Here is a 16,853-nt window from a genome sequence, read left to right as displayed (position 1 = left end):
GCCCGGGACAATTTTCGAAGATTCGATTTTTCTCCTTGCAAAGGAGATGGATATGACGGAAACAAGCCACATGAATACGACGACGATGCTCGGCACCTACTCCCTTGAGGATGGAGTGCCGGTCGATCCCGAGATCGTGCTCGCAAACTGTCACGACACGGCCATGCTCGGCCAGCTCGTGAACATGTTCGCGGGCAGCCAGGACGTTCGTTTCTTCCTCCTGCACGAGGTGGACGAACACCGTGTCGATTTCGGTGCCGACTTCCATTTCGTCAAGGATTCCGGGAACTGGGTCCTGGCCAACCACGACCACATGATCGACGTGCTGTTCGACGACGCGAGCTTCAATCCGACCGGTTCGGAGGGGACCTTCTCTCTGGTCAGCCTGGACGACGGCTCGTGGACCATCGATGCGCATGCCGTGGACGCCTACGACCTGCCCTCTCCGGATCAGCTCCTGGTCGACATGCCGGAACACGACCTGTTCGTGCAAAACCACGTGATAGACGCGGACAGCGACTCCGAGACCATCTTCATCGACCCCTCGGTGCTCCACAACGGCGACAGCGAGATCCTGGTCGCCAACTTCAGCGTGGGCCACGACAGCCTGGAGCTGCCCGACGGCATGATCGTCAGGAACGTGGTCGTGGACGACACCCACAACGTGACGGAATTGACCATCGGACAGGAGGACGCCCTGACGGGCAACGACGACATCGTGGTCAAGCTCCTCGGCGTTTCCCAACCCGATCTGCCGTCCACCGATTTCGGCCTGGAGCCGGAACACGCCACGGACGACCTCATAAACCACATCATCAACTCCCACCTCAGCTCGGAGTAGGCACAACAGCTTAAAATAATAGAATAAAGCCGCGCAACGCGCGGCTTTTTCACAACCGGATAACGATTTTCGGATCACCCGTTGAAAATTGGAAAATACAAAAAAAACGGCGGGTCATCCTATGGAAAAAAATTCACGGCAGGACGCCCGATTTCTATAACGAATCTTCAAAAACCTGGTTGACATATATTTATATAAGCGGCTATAAACGCAGCAGTAAGCACCTTTAACCCCAACTGGGATGTTCACCATGAAAAAATTAGTTCTCGCAATTCTTACCCTGTCCATTCTGTTCTCGGTGCCCGCGTTCGCCCAGAACGGGACGATGACCATCAAGGACAGCGTGGTCGCTGCCGTGAAGCAGCATCCGCAAATCAAATCGCTCCTGAACAACAGGGACGCCGTGGACAAGGCGCAGCTTTCCGCCCTGGGCCGCTTCTTCCCGTCTCTTGACCTCGGCGGCTCCTACGGCACTCAGCAGTACAGCAGCGCCAACACCCGCGCCAACCGCACCGAAAAGCACTGGCGCAACGTCACCGAGGCTTCCGCCACGCTGACTCAGAATCTTTTTGACGGCTTCGACCGCTGGCACGACTACAAGCGTGAAGGCTTCCGCCTGACCTCGGCCGAAGGCCGCCTGCTGGACAACGTCGAGACCGTCGGTCTGGACGCCGTCCGCGCCCACATTGACGTGGTCCGCCTTCGCAAGCTGGTCGGACTGGCTGAAGAGAACATTGCCGCTCACCAGCGCCTGCTCGACTCCATCACCGAGCGCGTCGAAGGCGGCGCCGGAAACCGCGCCGACGAGATGCAGGCCAAGGGCCGCGTCGCCCGCGCCGAGACCACCCTGGTCACCTACACCGGCGAGCTGCGCACCGCCGAGGCCGACTACACCCGCACCGTGGGTGCAGCCCCGAACGTCCTGGCCGAGCCCGAGTACAAGCCCGACTACATTCCGCCCAAGGCCGACCAGATTCTCGATCTGACCATGGAGAACAACCCGAAGATCGCCGTGTACAAGGCCGAGATCGAGGTTGCCGAGCAGACCAAGCAGCAGCTGATGTCCACCTACTACCCGAATATCGACGCCTTCGCGTCCACCCGCCACACCGACAACCTGGACGGCGTGGACTCCTACGTGCAGGACAACAAGGTCATGCTGCGGGCCAGCTGGAACATCTTCAACGGCCTGAGCGACTACAATGATGTCCGCACCGCCACCGCCCGCGTTCGCGAGGCGCAGGACAACCTGCAGAACACCTCCGACGACCTGGTTCGCCAGGTTGCCACCGCCTGGGCCGAGTACGAGTCCAGCCTGAACCAGATCGTCAAGTACCAGGAAGCCCTGCAGTACAGCATCGAATCCCTGGATATGTACCTGATGCAGTTCAACGTCGGTCAGCGCTCCCTGCTGGACGTGCTTGACGCCACCAACGAGGTGTTCTCCAACAAGGTGCAGCTCGAGACCGCCACCATGAACCGCGACTTCACCGTCTACAAGTTCCTGGCCCTGGAAGGTCAGCTGATGAAGACCCTGGACGTCGCCGCCGCCAACTACGACACGATGGCGGAATCCAAGTAAGTTCATAGGACTGCGAGAACAGTCTTCGAGGGCGTGGCCAGCGGGGCCGCGCCCTCTTTTTTTTGGTCATCCGTTCGCCTACGGACGCCCCTTTGCCTGTGCGTTTGCGCCTCGGACGGGCGAATGCGCGGGATGCGCACACCTCTCCCCTTCACTCCGCCGCCCGGCGTCTCCCGCGAAGGGCGACCGCGCTCCGGTGGACGCAGGCAGCCATCCAAGTCCTCCTTCCGATTCCCCCGCCGCCTCCTGACCGGTCATCCCCCCCCGGCATCCTGCCCGCCCTTCTTTCGGACGATTATCTCCGAGTCCGTGTTTCTCCCATACGCCCCCCCTTTCCTTGCGGGCCCCCGTCCCAACCCGCTGCCCGGCCCCCGCTTGCGCCGCTGCCCCGGAGTGGAGCCGCAGGGGAGGAACAAGAAGAGGAGCGGAGGGGTGTCCGCGCAGAGACTCGTTCAAGGCATTCGGCGCGGGGCGCTACGTGGATGGGAGGTAGCGTAATGGGGGAGGGCGCGAGGGGATGGCGTGTGGAGTGGAGTGTGGCCTCCCGCTACCCGAGCGGAGCGCAGTCGGGAGGGAACGATTCCGCAACAGGATTACCGACGAAAATAAAGGCCCCGGCGCGAATGCGCCGGGGCCTGATGACCAGATGGATGGGGTGCGAGTGTCCGCTATTCCTTTGCGCCGAGGAGCTTCTCTGCGGCAGGGGTCTTGATGACCTCGGCCAGGGCCTTGACCACGACGGAGTCGAACTTGGACGACTCGCTGGACAGGATGTCCAGGGCCTGTGCCGGGTCCTTGGCTCCACGGTAGGCGCGGGGGCGGATCATGGCGCAGAACACGTTCAGCACCGACAGGATGCGAGCCAGCATGATGATCTCGTCTTCCTTGAGCTTCTTGGGATAGCCGGAGCCGTCGAGGCGCTCGTTCATCTGATAGATGGCCTTGAGCACGCCCTCGGCGATGTCGATGTCCTTGAGGATGCGGTAGGCATGCTCCACGTGCTCCTCCATGGTCGCCATCTCCTCGTCGGTCAACCGGCCCGGCTTGGTCAGGATCTCGTTGGGCACGAACATCTTGCCGATCTGGGACAGGTTGGCTGCGGTCTCGATCTCGGCGATGTCCATCTCCGAGAGGTTCATGACCTTGGCCACCTCCACGGACAATCCCGCCAGCAATTTGGTGTGGCCGCCGAGGTACGGGTCCGCCGCCTCGATGGTCGAGCCAAGGGCTTCCATGGCGTTCTTGATGAGCCGCTTGTTCTTTTCCTGGGCGGCCACGAACTCGGTCACGTCGCGGTAGACCTCGACAATGCCCTGGCAGGAGTTGTCCACACCGCAGTAGGGCGATTTGGAGACCTGGAACTGGTGGCGCTGGGAACGGATGAAGATCGGCTCGTTGATGGTCATCTTGCGGTTCTCGCGGATGACCACCTCGTCAATGGTTTCCAGCCGCTTGGCGGTGTCGAAACCGAAGACCGCGGCGGTGTCCATACCGATGAGCTCCTCCTTGGGCCGCCCCGCCGCCTTGGCGAAGGCGTCGTTCACATAGGTGAACTTGCCTTGGGTGTCCTTGAGGACGATGAACTCGTCGATGTTCGCGTTGATGGAGTCGATGAACGCCTTCTGCTCCTCGATCTTGGTGGCCAGGGCGCGGAACTGCTCGGCGATGCGCTGGCTCTGCACGCCGGTCAGAATCCACCAGGCCAGCCCGGCGATGAGCAGCGCGGTCAGGATGCCCAGACCGGCCACGATGTAGACAGTGCGGTTGAAGTCCACAATGGGCTTCATGGCGTCGTCGTAGTTGATCTCCTGGACCAGCCACCAGGCCGGTCCCGGTATGCGCACGCCCAGAGAGAACACCTGGGCATCGTCGTCCTCGATGGACGGGCGGATGCCGAACGGGATGTGGCCCTGGTCATCCACCTTGATGGGGAAATTGACGTCCACGAACCCTTCCAGCGTCCACGGCGTGATCTCGCGGTAGCCCGGACCCGCCTTCTGCATGAGCCGGGTCTTCTCGCCCTTGACGGCCAGCGGCGAGTTCGAGAGGAGCTCGGTGATCTCGCCGGAGACCTGGCGGGTCATCATCAGGGCGCCCACGGCCCCCTGGGTGGTCTCGTCCGTGCCGCCGACCGGGTCCGGCGGATAGACCGGCACGAACACGTCCATCTCAAGGCCCTGCGCGGTCTTGCGCAGGGTCGAGTACTGCGGCCCGTTCTCCTTGATCGCGGCCAGGGCCAGGGCGATCTGCTCCTCGTTCATGGGGGGCAGATGGCCGTCGGTGGCGATGTACGCCTCACCCTTGCGGCTCAGGATGCGCGCGTTGAGAAAGCCCGCGTAGGTGGAGAACTCGCGGAGCATGTTCTCCATCATGGGCAGTTGGTCGGCCAGGATCATGCCGTCGCCCTCGACGGCCTGGTCCGAATGGATGGCCCCGAACAGGTTGGACAGGTCTCCGGCATAGGTGTCCACCTCGGAGGCGTAGAGCCGGAAGAGGTCGGACTTGATCAGCCGGTCGCCCTGGTGGGAAAGGTTCTCCAGCCAGGAAGCGATGACCTCGGTCCTGCCCTGGGTCAGCAGTTGAAATCGTTTCTGCTGGTTTTCGAGCACCCCGGCTTCCTTGTCCCGAACCGCCCTGGAGGCGAGGAGGACGATGCCCGCCGAGATGACCAGCACGAACGCCAGGACGACGCCGATCTTGACGCCCTGCCCGGCTCCCCCGATCGACTTCGGGATCGCTGCGGTCGGTGTGATGTTTTCAGCCATGACATTACTCCATCTGGTTTTGCGTGGCCCCGCCACAGGGCGGGACACGCCTATTTCTTCTCGTACGTGGTCTGCTTCTTGGGCGCCACGTGCATCCAGCGGTACTTCTCGTTGACCGAGTACTGCGGGATGTAATGCTTGTACTTCTCGTGGGAGAGGACCATGACGGTCTGGTTGTCGAGAATATAGATGTCGTCCGTTGCATAGACCGCAAGGACGGCGTGGCCGATGCCGCGAATGGCGTCCTTGACGGCCACGATGCGCATCTGGTCGCCGGAGAACCCCAGCTCCTGCAAGCCGTAGAACTTGGCTATGGAATAGTCCTCGCAGTCACCGGACTTCTTGAGGAACTCCCACGGGGTGGCCCAGTACTCGCTGACGCCCCAATTGGCCTTGTCCAGCCGGTACGGCCACTTGTTGAAAAACTTGGTCACCGCCTTGAGCTTGTCGAGCTCCGAAGCGTCCTTGAGGGACGCCTTGAGGGTGTTCCAGGCCTGCTTGGAGGGATGGCTGGCGGTGGCGGCGTCGTTGAAGTATCCCTTCCACGCCTTCATCTTGTCGAGCACGCGGGTCCACTTGGGCAGCTTGCTGAGGCTGCCCTTGAACTCCAGGGTCCCGAGGAGCTGGCGCTTGTCCGGCGAGGCGGCGTGGGCCGTCCCGGCCCAGCCGAGGGTTGCGACGATGGAGGCCGCGCAGAGCGTGACCACGATCGTCCTGTATATCCCCCGGCCAGGCATTCGGGATGTCCTAGCGTTCCCTGAGCGCGTTCTGCTTGGCCTTGAGGAGCGGCTTGAGCAGATAATCCAGGACCGACTTCTCGCCGGTCAGGATGTCCACGCTGGCGGTCATGCCCGGAATGATGGGCAGTTGCTGGCCGTGATAGGTTATGGCGTTCTGCTTGGTCCGGACCTTGACGAGATAGTGGCTCTCGCCGCGCTCGTCCTCGATGGTGTCCGCCGAGATGTTCTCCACCGTGCCTTGCAGTCCGCCATAAATGGAGAAGTCGTAGGCGGTGATCTTGACCATGGCCTTCTGGCCGGGGTGCAGGAAGGCGATGTCTGAAGGCATGACCTCGGCCTCCACCAGCAGGGTGTCGTCCACGGGCACGACCTCCATGATGGATTCGCCGGGCCGGACAACGCCGCCGATGGTGTTGACCATGATGTGCTTGACGATGCCCTTGACCGGCGAGCGCACGTCGGTACGGGTCACGCGGTCGCCGCCGGAACTCAGGTTCTCCATGATCGACTTGAGTTCCTGCCTGCGCTCGTTGATCTCCTCCAGGGCGTGGGTGCGGTATTCCGCCCGGGCCTGGTCGATACGTCCCTTGGCCTCCTTGGCCGCCCGCTGCACGCGGGGAATGCCCAGCGACAGGGCCTCCACGTCGCCGCGCATCTGGACCACGGTCTGTTCCAACCGCAGATAATCAAGCTCGGAGTGGATCTGCTTCTCCACCAGGGGCTTGGCGATGTCGCGTTGGCGCTCGGCCACCTGGAGGCTTTCACGCAGCTGCCTGCGGCGGCCGACCATCTCGTTCACTTCCTGTTGCCGCTGCTGGTACTGGTCCTCCAGCAGCCCGACCTCGATCTCCAGCTTGTCCCGCTGGGCCTTGAAGATGCGCAGCTGATCCTCGGCCAGCTGCGGAGCCTCCTTGAGAACCTCGTCGGGGAAGACCGGATCGGTCCCGTTCGCCTCGGCCTGGAGCCGGGCGATGGCCGCCTTGTGCTCCAGGGCCTTGCTGTAGGCGTCGCGGTAGTAGCTGGCCGCCTGCTCGTTGGACAGCCGGGCCAGGATATCGCCCTTTTGCACGTTCTGGCCTTCGCGCACGAAGAGCTCGTTGAGGATGCCGCCTTCCAGGTTCTGGATCTCCTGGATGCGCTGGGACGGGATGACCCTGCCGAAGCCGCGTGTCCGCTCGTCAAGCATGGCCAGGCTGGCCCATATGATGAAGATGACGATCAGCAGCAGGATGGCGGTGGACATGACATAGGCGAGCTTGTGGCCCTTGCCGTACATGGCCTGGTCCACCTCGCTCATGAAGAGCAGCGTTTCTCTGTCGTATTTATTACTCATTTCGTCCTCACAGGGAAACCTTGATTTGACCGGACCTGAGCCCGTCGAGCACGGCCTGCTTGGGCCCGTCCACGACGATCTTGCCCCGGTCCATGATCACCAGCCGATCCACCAGGTCGAGCATGGAATGGCGGTGGGTGATGACGATGAGCGTCTTGCCTTCGATATAGCTCCTGAGCCGCTCCTTGAGCCGATATTCGGACTGGTTGTCCATGTTGCTGGACGGCTCGTCCATGATCAGGACCTCCGGGTCGGGCAGCAGGGCGCGGGCGATGGTCACCGCCTGGCGCTGGCCGCCGGAAAGGGAGGTGCCGCGCTCGCCGACCATCATGCCGAAGCCCGCCGGATGGTCGCGCACGAAGTCGTTGACCCCGGCGATCTCGGCGGCGGCGTTGATGGACTGGTCGTCCGCCTCGGGCAGGCCGAAGGCGATGTTGTCCTTGAGCGTGCCGTAGAAGAGCAGGCTGTCCTGGGAGATGTACCCCACCTTTCTGCGCAGGTCGGCCACGTCCATCTGGCGCAGGTCGATGTCGCCCACCTGCACCGAGCCCTCCACGGGCTGGTAGAGGCCGACGCAGAGCTTGCCCAGGGTGGTCTTGCCCGCGCCGGTGCGGCCGACGATGCCGACCCGTTCGCCCGGCTTCAGGCTGAGGTTCACGTCGTGGAGAACGGCCTTGTCCGTGCCGGGATAGCTGAAGGAGACGTTGGTCAGGGTCACGGACGGCTCGATGGTGCCGTAGTGGAAGGCCTCCTTGTCCTCGGGCCGCTCGGACGGCATCTCCATGAGCATGTCCAGGGCGTTCAGGGCCATGCGGGACTGCTGATAGCGGGAGAGCAGCCCGGCCACCGCCGACAGCGGGGCCATGGACCGGCCGGACAGGATGTTGCAGGCGATCAGTGCGCCCACGGTCAGCTCGCCCTTGGAGATCAGGTACACGCCGGTGATGATCACGGCCACCGAGACCATCTGGGTGATGAACACCGAGAAGGTGATGGAGATGTTGGCCATGGTCTTGGCCCGGCTGTTGGAATGGGCGGACAGACCGACCACGTTTTCCCACCGCGCCTGCATGCGGCCTTCGGCCATGGAGGTCTTGATGGTCTCCAGCCCCTGGACGATCTCGAACAGGAGCGCGTGTTTCTGGGTGGATTCCTTGTAGTGGTTCTCGATGATGTGCTGGAACGGAATCTGGAGGAACACGCCCACCAGGATGACCAGCGGCACGGCCACGAAGATCGGATAGGCGATGGGCCCGCCGATGAAGTAGATGACCACGATGAACAGCACAAGGAACGGCATGTCGATGAGCGCCACCAGGGACGACGACCCGAAAAATTCGCGCAGGGACTCGAACTCGCGGATGTTGTTGGCCACCGCGCCCGCCGATTCCGGCATGTGGTCCAGCCTGGCGGACATGAGGTGGTTCATGATCTTGGAGCCGATAAGCACGTCCGCGTTGCGGCCCGCCACGTCCACGAAGTAGCTGCGCAGGTTCTTGAGCAGGAAGTCGAAGGTGTAGGCGATGACGATGCCGATGGCCAGCGCCCAGAGGGTGTCGGTGGCGTTGTTCGGGATGACCCGGTCATACACGTTCATGACGAAGAGCGGCGAGGCCACGATGATGATGTTGGTCATGATCGAGGCGCCGATGACGTGCTTGTAGATGGGCCAGAACTTGGCGAGGACGCCCCAGAACCAGCGCTTGGTCTTGATCAGCTTCAGCTCGCTGGCCCGCTTGTCCAGCTTGGACTTGCGGTGGCAGAAGATGGCGTACCCGGTGTACTCCTCCTCGAGCTTGGCCAGGGGAATCTCGGTCTCGTCCATGCCGTGGCCGGGGACCACCACGCGCGCCGCGTTGTTGGTGGTGTCCACCAGGACGCAGGCGTTGCCGCCGCGCAGCAGCAGGATGCACGGCATGACCAGCTTGGTGATGGACCGGAGCTTCTCGCGGTACACGGTCTTGGCGGTGATGCCGATGCGCTCGGCCGAGCGCACGATGGAGGCCGCGGTGATGACGCCCTCCTGCTGGGGAATGCCCGCCTTGAGGGTGGCCGAGGAGACCGGCTTGCCGAGCAGCCGGCTGATGATCGAGAGGCAGATGACCAGGGGCGGCTGGAAATCGATGTCCTTGGGGGTCAGCCGTTCGTCGGTCTCCACGCGCACGGGCTGCTGCATGCCCGGCACGCCGGGAAAGCCCGGAGGCATGCCGGGGGGCATCTGGCCGGGTTGCGGCTGGCCGGGAGCCCCTGGACCGGGTTGCGGCTGGCCGGGCTGTGGTTGGCCGGGAGCGCCTGGACCGGGCTGCGCCTGGCCGGGCTGCGGTTGACCGGCCTGCGGCTGACCCGGTTGTGCCGGACCGGGTTGCGGCTGGCCGGGCTGTGGTTGGCCGGGAGCGCCTGGACCGGGCTGCGCCTGGCCGGGCTGCGGCTGACCCGGTTGTGCCGGACCGGGCTGCGGTTGACCGGGCTGCGGCTGGCCGGAAGCGCCGGAGGTGGGTTGCGCCGGACCGGGCTGGGGTTTCCCGTTGACCGGGGCTCCCGCCGGTGGCTTTGTGGTTCCGCCCGAAGCGTCGGGGGCTGCCGGGGCCGGGCCGGGTTTGGCGGCGGGGGCCGGGTTGGGCATAGGCTTGGCCGCAGGAGCTGGCGCGGTCTTGGCCGCAGGGATAGTCGCGGTCTTGGCCGCGTCCACCGGCTTGGTATCCATCTGCGTCGGCTTGGACGCCGTCCTGGCGGCCGGCTTCGCGCTCTCCGGTTTTCCGGGGCCGGGCTTGGGGCCGTCCTTCGTCGGAGCAGCCTTTCCGTTTTTCGTGGCCGGAGCCGGCTTGGCGGCTGATTGTGACGCTGGGTTTTTTTCAGGGGGCATAGATTTCACTTGGATGAGGATTGATTCACAACGATCGAACCCCCTGTCCGGGGCCGACCGTCCAATTCTTACAGTATTAGATACACAATCTTTCCCCTGAGGCGAAATTTGTCAAGCCCCAAGTGGATTATTCCTTGCTATCCCGGATAGTTCATCCCCAAAATATTCCCGAGAGGAGACTATCCGCTTACCGATACTGCGATCTTGCCCATGGCTTCGCCCCGCTGCCAATAGCGGTGGGCCTCGGCGATCTCCCGGAATCCGAAGCTGCGCTCGTCCAGGAGCACGGCCAGCCGGTCGTCGTCCACCAGCCCGGCCACGTCCGCCAGGATGCGCCCGTGCAGTCCCCGGCCCTTGCCGGTGATCAGCGGCAGGAGCATGAAGACAACGTGCAATGACAGGCTCTTGGCGTGCATCAAGCTGAGGTCGTGGGTGGACCGGGTCACGGTGGAAACCACCCGCCCGTCTATCCGCGCGCCCTCGAAGGACGCATCCAGGGTCGGGCCGCCCACGGTGTCGAAGACCAGGTCGAACCCCTCGCCCCCGGTGCAGTCGGCAACGTATTCGGCCACCGGGGTCTCCCGGTAGTCGATGGGGATGCCGCCCAACGCCTCGACCACCGCCGCCTTGTCCGGGGAGGAGACCGTGGCGTAGACCTCGGCCCCGGCGTGGACGCCGAGCTGCACGGCCATGTGGCCCACGCCCCCGGCCCCGCCGTGGACCAGCAGCCGCTCCCCGCGCCGCAGCCCGCCCTTGTTGAACAGGGCCAGCCAGGCGGTGATGGAGACCAGGGGCAGGGTCGCGGCGTCGGCCAGGTCCATGCACTCCGGCGGCGCGGCCAGGAGGTGCTGGTCCGCGACCATGTATTCGGCCAATGCGCCGGGAATGCCGCGCACGCCGCCCGCACAACCGAAGACCGGGTCGCCCTCGGCCAGCCGGGTGACGCCCTCGCCCACCCCGGCCACCGTGCCCGAGACGTCCATGCCCAGCACGGCGGGCGCGTCCGGGGCGAAGGCCAGTGCCGACCCCAGGGTGGCGATCTTGTTGTCTATGGGGTTCAGGCTGGTTCCGGCCACCTTGATCAGGACCTCGCCCGGTCCGGGTTCGGGCATGGGCAGGTCGCGCTCGGCAAAGACGGGTTCCGGTCCGTATTGTTCCAAAAGCATCGCTTTCATGCAGTTCTCCTTTGACCTTTCCACACTACCGACATCCGGTTTGTCTGTACAGGCCGCAATGGGGTCCGCAGCGGCGACGCCGGGGCGAACAGCGAAAAAAAGTGGACCAAAGGGGGCGGGTGGTTCATCATGCGCGGATGGTTATGCACGCGAACACGAGTCTCGACCAGCCGATTGTGCTGCCCATGTCCCGCGAGGAGATGGATGCGCTGGGCTGGGCCGAGCTGGACATCCTGCTGGTCACCGGCGACGGGTATGTGGACCACCCCTCTTTCGGCGCGCCCCTGCTGGGGCGCTGGCTGGTGCACCACGGCTTCCGCACCGGCATCTGCGCCCAGCCCGCCTGGGACAGGCCGGACGACATCCTGCGCATGGGCCGCCCCAGGCTCTTCGCCGGGGTCACCGCCGGGTCCCTGGACTCCATGCTCGCGCACTACACCGCCTTCCGCAAGAAGCGGTCGGACGACGCCTACACCCCGGGCGGCCAGGCGGGCGCGCGCCCGAACCGCGCGTCCATCGCCTATACCAACGCGGTGCAGCGCGCCTTTCCCGGCCTGCCCGTGATCCTGGGCGGCATCGAGGCCTCGCTCCGGCGCATCTCGCACTACGATTTCTGGTCCGACTCGGTACGCAAGTCCGTGCTCCTGGACGCCAAGGCCACGGCCATCACCTACGGCATGGCCGAGAACTCCATCGTCACCCTGGCCCGGACCATCGAGACCGTGCTGGAGGAGGCGGGCGAGGTGGACCTGCGGGCGCTCAGGCCCCGGTTGGCCGCTCTGCCCGGACTGGTCACCGCCGGTTCGCGCGACGACATCCCGCCGGACGCCGAGGTCATGGAACTGCCCTCCCACGAGGCCATCCTGGCCGACCCGAAACAGCTCATCGAGGCCACCAGGCTGCTGGAGAAACAGGTCCATCAGAACAAGGCCTACGCCATCCAGGAGACCGGCGGCAGGCTGGTCATGGTGGCCCCGCCCGGTCCCCTTCTGGACACCGCGGGGCTGGACGAGCTGGGCGGGCTGCCCTTCACCCGGCTGCCCCACCCGTCCTACAAGCAGCGCATCCCGGCGGCGGACATGATCCGCACCAGCGTGACCACCCACCGGGGCTGTTCCGGCGGCTGCTCCTTCTGCACCCTGGCCCTGCACCAGGGGCGGACCGTCCGCTCCCGCAGCCGGGAGTCCATCATCCGCGAGGCCGAAGCCATCACCGAGGTCAAGGGATGGACCGGCTCCATCTCGGACGTGGGCGGCCCCAGCGCCAACATGTGGGGCGCGCACTGCGCCGCTGACCAGTCCGCCTGCGAGCGGGCGAGCTGCCTGACCCCGCGCATCTGCAAGCATTACCGGGTGGCCCAGCGGGACTTCGTGGGGCTGCTGCGCGCCGTGTCCGACGTGCAGTCCGTGAAGCACGTGCGCGTGGCCTCGGGCTGGCGCATCGATCTCGGGCTGACCGACATGGAGGCCCTGACCGGGCTGGTCCGCGAGTTCGTGGGCGGCCAGGCCAAGGTCGCGCCCGAACACCAGGCGGATTCGGTGCTCAAGCTCATGCGCAAGCCCCCCTTCTCGGTGTTCGAAAAGTTCCTCGACCTCTTCGACCGCGAGTCCAAGAAGGCGGGCAAGAAGCAGTACGTCATCCCGTATCTCATGTCCGCCTTCCCCGGCTGCACCGACGAGGACATGCGCGCCCTGCACGACTGGCTGAACCAGCGCGGCTGGAAGCCCGAACAGGTGCAGTGCTTCATCCCCCTGCCCGGCACGGCGGCGGCCGCCATGTTCCACGCCGGGACCGACATGCAGGGCAAGCCCATTTACGTGGCCAAGACCGACGCCGAACGGCTGCGGCAGCACGCCATCCTCATGCCGGACACCGGCCGCCCGCCCCGATCCGGACCCGGCGGACGTCCCGGGAAAGGGAGGAAGCCCCGGTCCGGAAAGGGTCCGCGCCCCCGGCGGCACCAGGGCTGAGCGCCTTCCGAATATTGCAGATATGTACATCCTCTTATTTGAGTTGACGTTTTTGTAATAATCTACCTCCCTTTTCGTATGCACCGACCGGGCGAAAAGCCAAGTACAGCGCCATTTGTCGCGCGTGGCACTCTGTTTGCTATCAAAGAGGTATGCACGCGAGCGTCCACGGATTAAAGATGTCGGCCCTGTTGGCCATCGCCCAGGTCATCGATCAGGCCATCGACCTGGAGTCGGCACTGGACGGCGTGCTCAAGATCCTTTCCGAACAGCTGTCCATGCAGCGGGCCACGGTCACCCTCTTCGACCCGGAAACCGGACAGCTCTCCATCAACGCCTCCTACGGCCTGACCCTGGAAGAGAAGCGGCGCGGGGTCTACAAGCTCGACGAGGGCGTCACCGGCCGCATCTTCCAGACCGGCGAGCCGTACTACGTCCCGGACATCGACAAGGAGCCGCTCTTCCTGGACAAGACCGGCTCGCGGCGGGTCAAACGCGGCATGATCTCCTTCATCGGGGTGCCCATCATCCTCCACGGCGACCCCATCGGCGTGCTCAACGTGGACCGGCTGTTCGAGGACGAAGTCTCCTTCGAGGAGGACGTGGACTTCCTCAAGGTGGTGGCCACGCTCATCGGCCAGTTCCTGAGCCTGAACGAGAAGATCATGGCCCGCGAGGCCGCCCTGAAACGGGAGAACACCTCCCTCAAGTACCAGATTTCCAAGAAGTCCAAGGGACCGTACATCGTGGGCCAGAGCTCGGCCATGGTCGAGGTCCAGCGCCAGATGGAGAAGGTCTCGCCCACCAGGGCCACGGTCCTGCTGCTCGGCGAATCCGGCGTCGGCAAGACGCTCATCGCGCGCATCATCCACGAGCTGTCCGAGCGCAAGGGCAACCCGTTCATCAAGGTCAACTGCGCCTCCATCCCCGGCAACCTGCTGGAATCCGAACTGTTCGGCCACGAGAAGGGAGCCTTTACCGGGGCCACCAACACCCGGCCCGGCCGGTTCGAGGAGGCGGACACGGGAACCATCTTCCTGGACGAGATCGGCGAGCTGCCCATGGGCCTCCAGGCCAAGCTCCTGCGCGTGCTCCAGGACAAGGAGCTGGAGCGGCTGGGGTCCAACCGAACCCGGACCATCGACGTGCGCATCCTGGCCGCCACCAACCGAGACCTCGGCCACCTGGTGGAGCGCGGCAAGTTCCGGCTGGACCTCTACTACCGGCTGAACGTCTTCCCCATCCGCGTGCCGCCCCTGCGCGAGCGCAAGGAGGACATCACCGGGCTGCTCAACCACTTCCTGCACAAGATGGCCAACGACTACGGGCGGTCCATCCACCTGACCTCCACGGCCCTGGACGCCCTGATCCGGTACGACTGGCCGGGCAACGTGCGCGAGATGCAGAACCTCATCGAACGGCTGGTGATCATGTCCGAAGAGGACCGCATCAGCCTGGAATTTCTCAAGTCCTACCTTTCGCCCGGGCAGACGGCGGCGGTCCAGGAGACCCTGCCCGTGTCCGAGGACGCCCCCCGCCACACCTCGCTCAAGGAGTTCGAGCGCAACGAGGTCATGGCCGCCCTGGAGCGCAACGGCTGGGTCCAGTACAAGGCCGCCGAGGCGCTCGGGCTGTCCGCCCGCCAGATGGGCTACCGGGTCAAGAAGTACGGGCTGGAATCCATGATCGCCGAGGGCCGTGCAAAGCTTCGGCGGCAGAAGGAAAACCAGCTGTAAATTTTCGGCATACCTACCTCCACCCCATACAAGACACCCCCCTCCGGACGGTCCGGCGGGGGGTGTCGGGTTTTTCGGGACGGGGGCGGAGCTATTCGACCGCGCCCAGGGTCCGCACGGAGGCGATCTTTTCCCAGTCGTAGTAGGTGTTGATGTTCAGGCCGTCCTTGACGCAGGTCACGCGGACGAATTCCTCGCCCAGGAACAGGGTCGCGCCCTCGTAGACCTCGCCTTCGTTGACCTGGATCTTCACGTCCTTGCGCAGCTTGCGGGACATGGTCCCCTGCACCGGTTTGGACGCGTATTCAAAGACTTTTTCCAACGTCGCTTTGTTCATCGCTTCATTCTCCTTGATCCGATTGAGGTTACGGGCCGGACAGGGCCGGACCGGCAAAGGGGCGGATCGGGAGCGAACGGAACGGATGCCGGTGCGCGGAGCGCGAGGTGACGTCCGGCACCGTCCGGCGCTGCCGCAACCGCCCCTTGTGGGCTTTTCGGAAGACTCCCCTCGGGCAGGCCGCGACGGCGCGGGTCCGGGACCTCGCGCCGCCGCGCAGCGGGATTAGCCGCAGCCCGCGCCGCCGCCCGCACAGCCGGAACCGATGCCGGACCGGCGGACCTTGAGCGCGTTGATGTCGCCGCCCTCGAACACGAAGCGCAGGGCGTCCTCGATGAAGCCGTCCACGGTGTGGCTCGCGATGCCGTGCTCCTCCAGGAGGATGCGCGGGGTCTCGCCGATGGCGGCGCACAGGACCGCGCGGCAGTCCTTGAGGGTGGCGGCCAGCTCGGCCCAGCGCTGGGGGCCGCACCCCGCTGTCGGGGCCTGGCGTTCCTCGACCATGCGGTAGCCGCCGGATTCGGACCGGCCCCAGATCTGGAAGGACTTGGCCTCGCCCAGGTGCTGGTTGACCAGCAATCCCTCGCGGGTGGCCACGGCCACGAACGGGCGGGCCGTCTCCACTTCGATGGGCTTGAGCTTGGAGCACGCCTGGAGGGTGCCGCACAGGGCGGCGGACTGGTCGTCGCCGAGCAGGCCGACGGCGTCGGCGCGACACCGCTTGCAGTGGGTCATCTGCTCGATGAACGCACCGGCCTCCTTGCGCAGGGGCAGGACGGTCTCGCGGCCCGGTTCCGGGACCTTGGCGAACGGGGTGTCCGCGGTGGGCTTCAGGGGGATCATGTTCTGGATGTCCGCGCCCAGCGAGGCGCAGACCTTGGCGACCTCGACGATGTGCTCATCGTTGACGCCGGGGATGACGATGGAGTTGACCTTGACCGTGATGCCGCGCTCCTTCAGCCCCTTGATGGCCGCGAGCTGGCGGTCCAGGAGGATCTCCGCGCCCTTCTCGCCCCGGTAGACGACGTTGCCGTCCTTGACCCAGGCGTAGATCTTGGCCCCGATGGCCGGGTCCACGGCGGAGATGGTGATGGTCACGTGGGACACGCCGAGCGCGGCGATGTCGTCCAGGTACGGGAGGATGCCCATGCCGTTGGAGGACAAACAGAAGAGCAGTTCGGGATGGCGCTCGTTCAGCAGCCGCATGGTCTCCAGGGTCTCGGCGGGGTTGGCGAACGGGTCGCCCGGACCGGCGATTCCGGCCACGGTGATGCGCGGCTCCCTGGCCAGGACCTTGTCCATGTATTCGGCGGCCTGGAACGGCTTGAGCACGCCGGAGGTCACGCCGGGGCGGGATTCGTTGACACAGTCGTACTTGCGGTTGCAGTAGTTGCACTGGATGTTGCACTTGGGCGCCACGGGCAGGTGCACGCGGCCGCAGCTTCCGGCGGTGGACTTGTTGAAACAGGGGTGCTTGGTGGTATCCTTGACGGTCATGGCCGATCCCTCCA

General features: G+C 64.9%; 11 protein-coding genes. 4 read left to right on the top strand and 7 right to left on the bottom strand.

Features of this window, described 5'->3' with window-relative positions:
* Positions 1–70 precede the first annotated feature (70 nt).
* On the top strand, positions 71–841 hold the full coding sequence (locus AWY79_RS07625) for a hypothetical protein (RefSeq protein ID WP_133987048.1): 771 nt from the start codon (positions 71–73) through the stop codon (positions 839–841).
* 250 nt (positions 842–1,091) lie between these two features.
* Positions 1,092–2,423 (top strand): TolC family outer membrane protein, encoded by a 1,332-nt coding sequence (locus AWY79_RS07620; protein WP_066807093.1) that lies wholly within the window; start codon positions 1,092–1,094, stop codon positions 2,421–2,423.
* A gap of 668 nt (positions 2,424–3,091) precedes the next feature.
* Here AWY79_RS07620 and AWY79_RS07615 read toward each other — a convergent pair.
* The 5 genes from AWY79_RS07615 to AWY79_RS07590 form a co-directional block, all read right to left on the bottom strand.
* Positions 3,092–5,188, bottom strand: coding sequence for an HD domain-containing phosphohydrolase (locus AWY79_RS07615; RefSeq protein WP_066802141.1), 2,097 nt, complete (start codon positions 5,186–5,188; stop codon positions 3,092–3,094).
* 50 nt (positions 5,189–5,238) lie between these two features.
* The gene (locus tag AWY79_RS07610) at positions 5,239–5,925 is read right to left on the bottom strand and encodes a transglutaminase-like cysteine peptidase (protein WP_066802140.1); all 687 of its coding nucleotides are present in this window, start codon (positions 5,923–5,925) and stop codon (positions 5,239–5,241) included.
* A 10-nt stretch (positions 5,926–5,935) separates the two neighbouring features.
* Positions 5,936–7,261, bottom strand: coding sequence for an HlyD family type I secretion periplasmic adaptor subunit (locus AWY79_RS07605; RefSeq protein ID WP_066802139.1), 1,326 nt, complete (start codon positions 7,259–7,261; stop codon positions 5,936–5,938).
* A 7-nt stretch (positions 7,262–7,268) separates the two neighbouring features.
* Positions 7,269–9,467, bottom strand: coding sequence for a type I secretion system permease/ATPase (locus AWY79_RS07600; RefSeq protein WP_066807092.1), 2,199 nt, complete (start codon positions 9,465–9,467; stop codon positions 7,269–7,271).
* Between the two features lie 836 nt (positions 9,468–10,303).
* Positions 10,304–11,299 carry a zinc-dependent alcohol dehydrogenase family protein gene (locus tag AWY79_RS07590; RefSeq protein WP_066802135.1) on the bottom strand — a complete coding sequence of 332 codons (996 nt, stop codon included), beginning with the start codon at positions 11,297–11,299 and terminating at the stop codon, positions 10,304–10,306.
* A 143-nt stretch (positions 11,300–11,442) separates the two neighbouring features.
* On the opposite strand from AWY79_RS07590, the gene AWY79_RS07585 reads away from it, so the two are divergent.
* Together AWY79_RS07585 and AWY79_RS07580 are read left to right on the top strand one after the other, a co-directional pair.
* Positions 11,443–13,269 carry a YgiQ family radical SAM protein gene (locus AWY79_RS07585; protein WP_066802133.1) on the top strand — a complete coding sequence of 609 codons (1,827 nt, stop codon included), beginning with the start codon at positions 11,443–11,445 and terminating at the stop codon, positions 13,267–13,269.
* A gap of 152 nt (positions 13,270–13,421) precedes the next feature.
* A complete protein-coding gene (locus AWY79_RS07580) occupies positions 13,422–15,005 on the top strand; it encodes a sigma 54-interacting transcriptional regulator (RefSeq protein WP_066802131.1) in 1,584 nt (527 codons plus the stop codon).
* Positions 15,006–15,096: 91 nt separating this feature from the next.
* On the opposite strand, the gene AWY79_RS07575 is transcribed toward AWY79_RS07580, so the two are convergent.
* Together AWY79_RS07575 and AWY79_RS07570 are read right to left on the bottom strand one after the other, a co-directional pair.
* Positions 15,097–15,342, bottom strand: a complete 246-nt coding sequence (locus AWY79_RS07575) for a hypothetical protein (RefSeq protein ID WP_066802129.1) — start codon at positions 15,340–15,342, stop codon at positions 15,097–15,099.
* Positions 15,343–15,567: 225 nt separating this feature from the next.
* Complete coding sequence (locus AWY79_RS07570) at positions 15,568–16,839, bottom strand: radical SAM protein (protein ID WP_066802128.1); 1,272 nt, start codon at positions 16,837–16,839, stop codon at positions 15,568–15,570.
* Positions 16,840–16,853 lie beyond the last annotated feature (14 nt).

It is taken from the genome of Pseudodesulfovibrio indicus, from assembly GCF_001563225.1.
Classification (GTDB): Bacteria; Desulfobacterota; Desulfovibrionia; order Desulfovibrionales; family Desulfovibrionaceae; genus Pseudodesulfovibrio; species Pseudodesulfovibrio indicus.
Note: the sequence above shows the minus strand (reverse complement) of the source record. Positions and strands in the feature narration are given on the sequence as shown.

Coding starts and splice junctions, on each gene's coding strand:
- AWY79_RS07625 (WP_133987048.1), top strand. CDS start 71: ATGAATACGACGACGATGCTCGGCACCTACTCCCTTGAGGATGGAGTG.
- AWY79_RS07600 (WP_066807092.1), bottom strand. CDS start 9,467: ATGCCTCCGGGCTTTCCCGGCGTGCCGGGCATGCAGCAGCCCGTGCGC.
- AWY79_RS07580 (WP_066802131.1), top strand. CDS start 13,422: ATGCACGCGAGCGTCCACGGATTAAAGATGTCGGCCCTGTTGGCCATC.
- AWY79_RS07590 (WP_066802135.1), bottom strand. CDS start 11,299: ATGAAAGCGATGCTTTTGGAACAATACGGACCGGAACCCGTCTTTGCC.
- AWY79_RS07605 (WP_066802139.1), bottom strand. CDS start 7,261: ATGAGTAATAAATACGACAGAGAAACGCTGCTCTTCATGAGCGAGGTG.
- AWY79_RS07575 (WP_066802129.1), bottom strand. CDS start 15,342: ATGAACAAAGCGACGTTGGAAAAAGTCTTTGAATACGCGTCCAAACCG.
- AWY79_RS07615 (WP_066802141.1), bottom strand. CDS start 5,188: ATGGCTGAAAACATCACACCGACCGCAGCGATCCCGAAGTCGATCGGG.
- AWY79_RS07570 (WP_066802128.1), bottom strand. CDS start 16,839: ATGACCGTCAAGGATACCACCAAGCACCCCTGTTTCAACAAGTCCACC.
- AWY79_RS07610 (WP_066802140.1), bottom strand. CDS start 5,925: ATGCCTGGCCGGGGGATATACAGGACGATCGTGGTCACGCTCTGCGCG.
- AWY79_RS07620 (WP_066807093.1), top strand. CDS start 1,092: ATGAAAAAATTAGTTCTCGCAATTCTTACCCTGTCCATTCTGTTCTCG.
- AWY79_RS07585 (WP_066802133.1), top strand. CDS start 11,443: ATGCACGCGAACACGAGTCTCGACCAGCCGATTGTGCTGCCCATGTCC.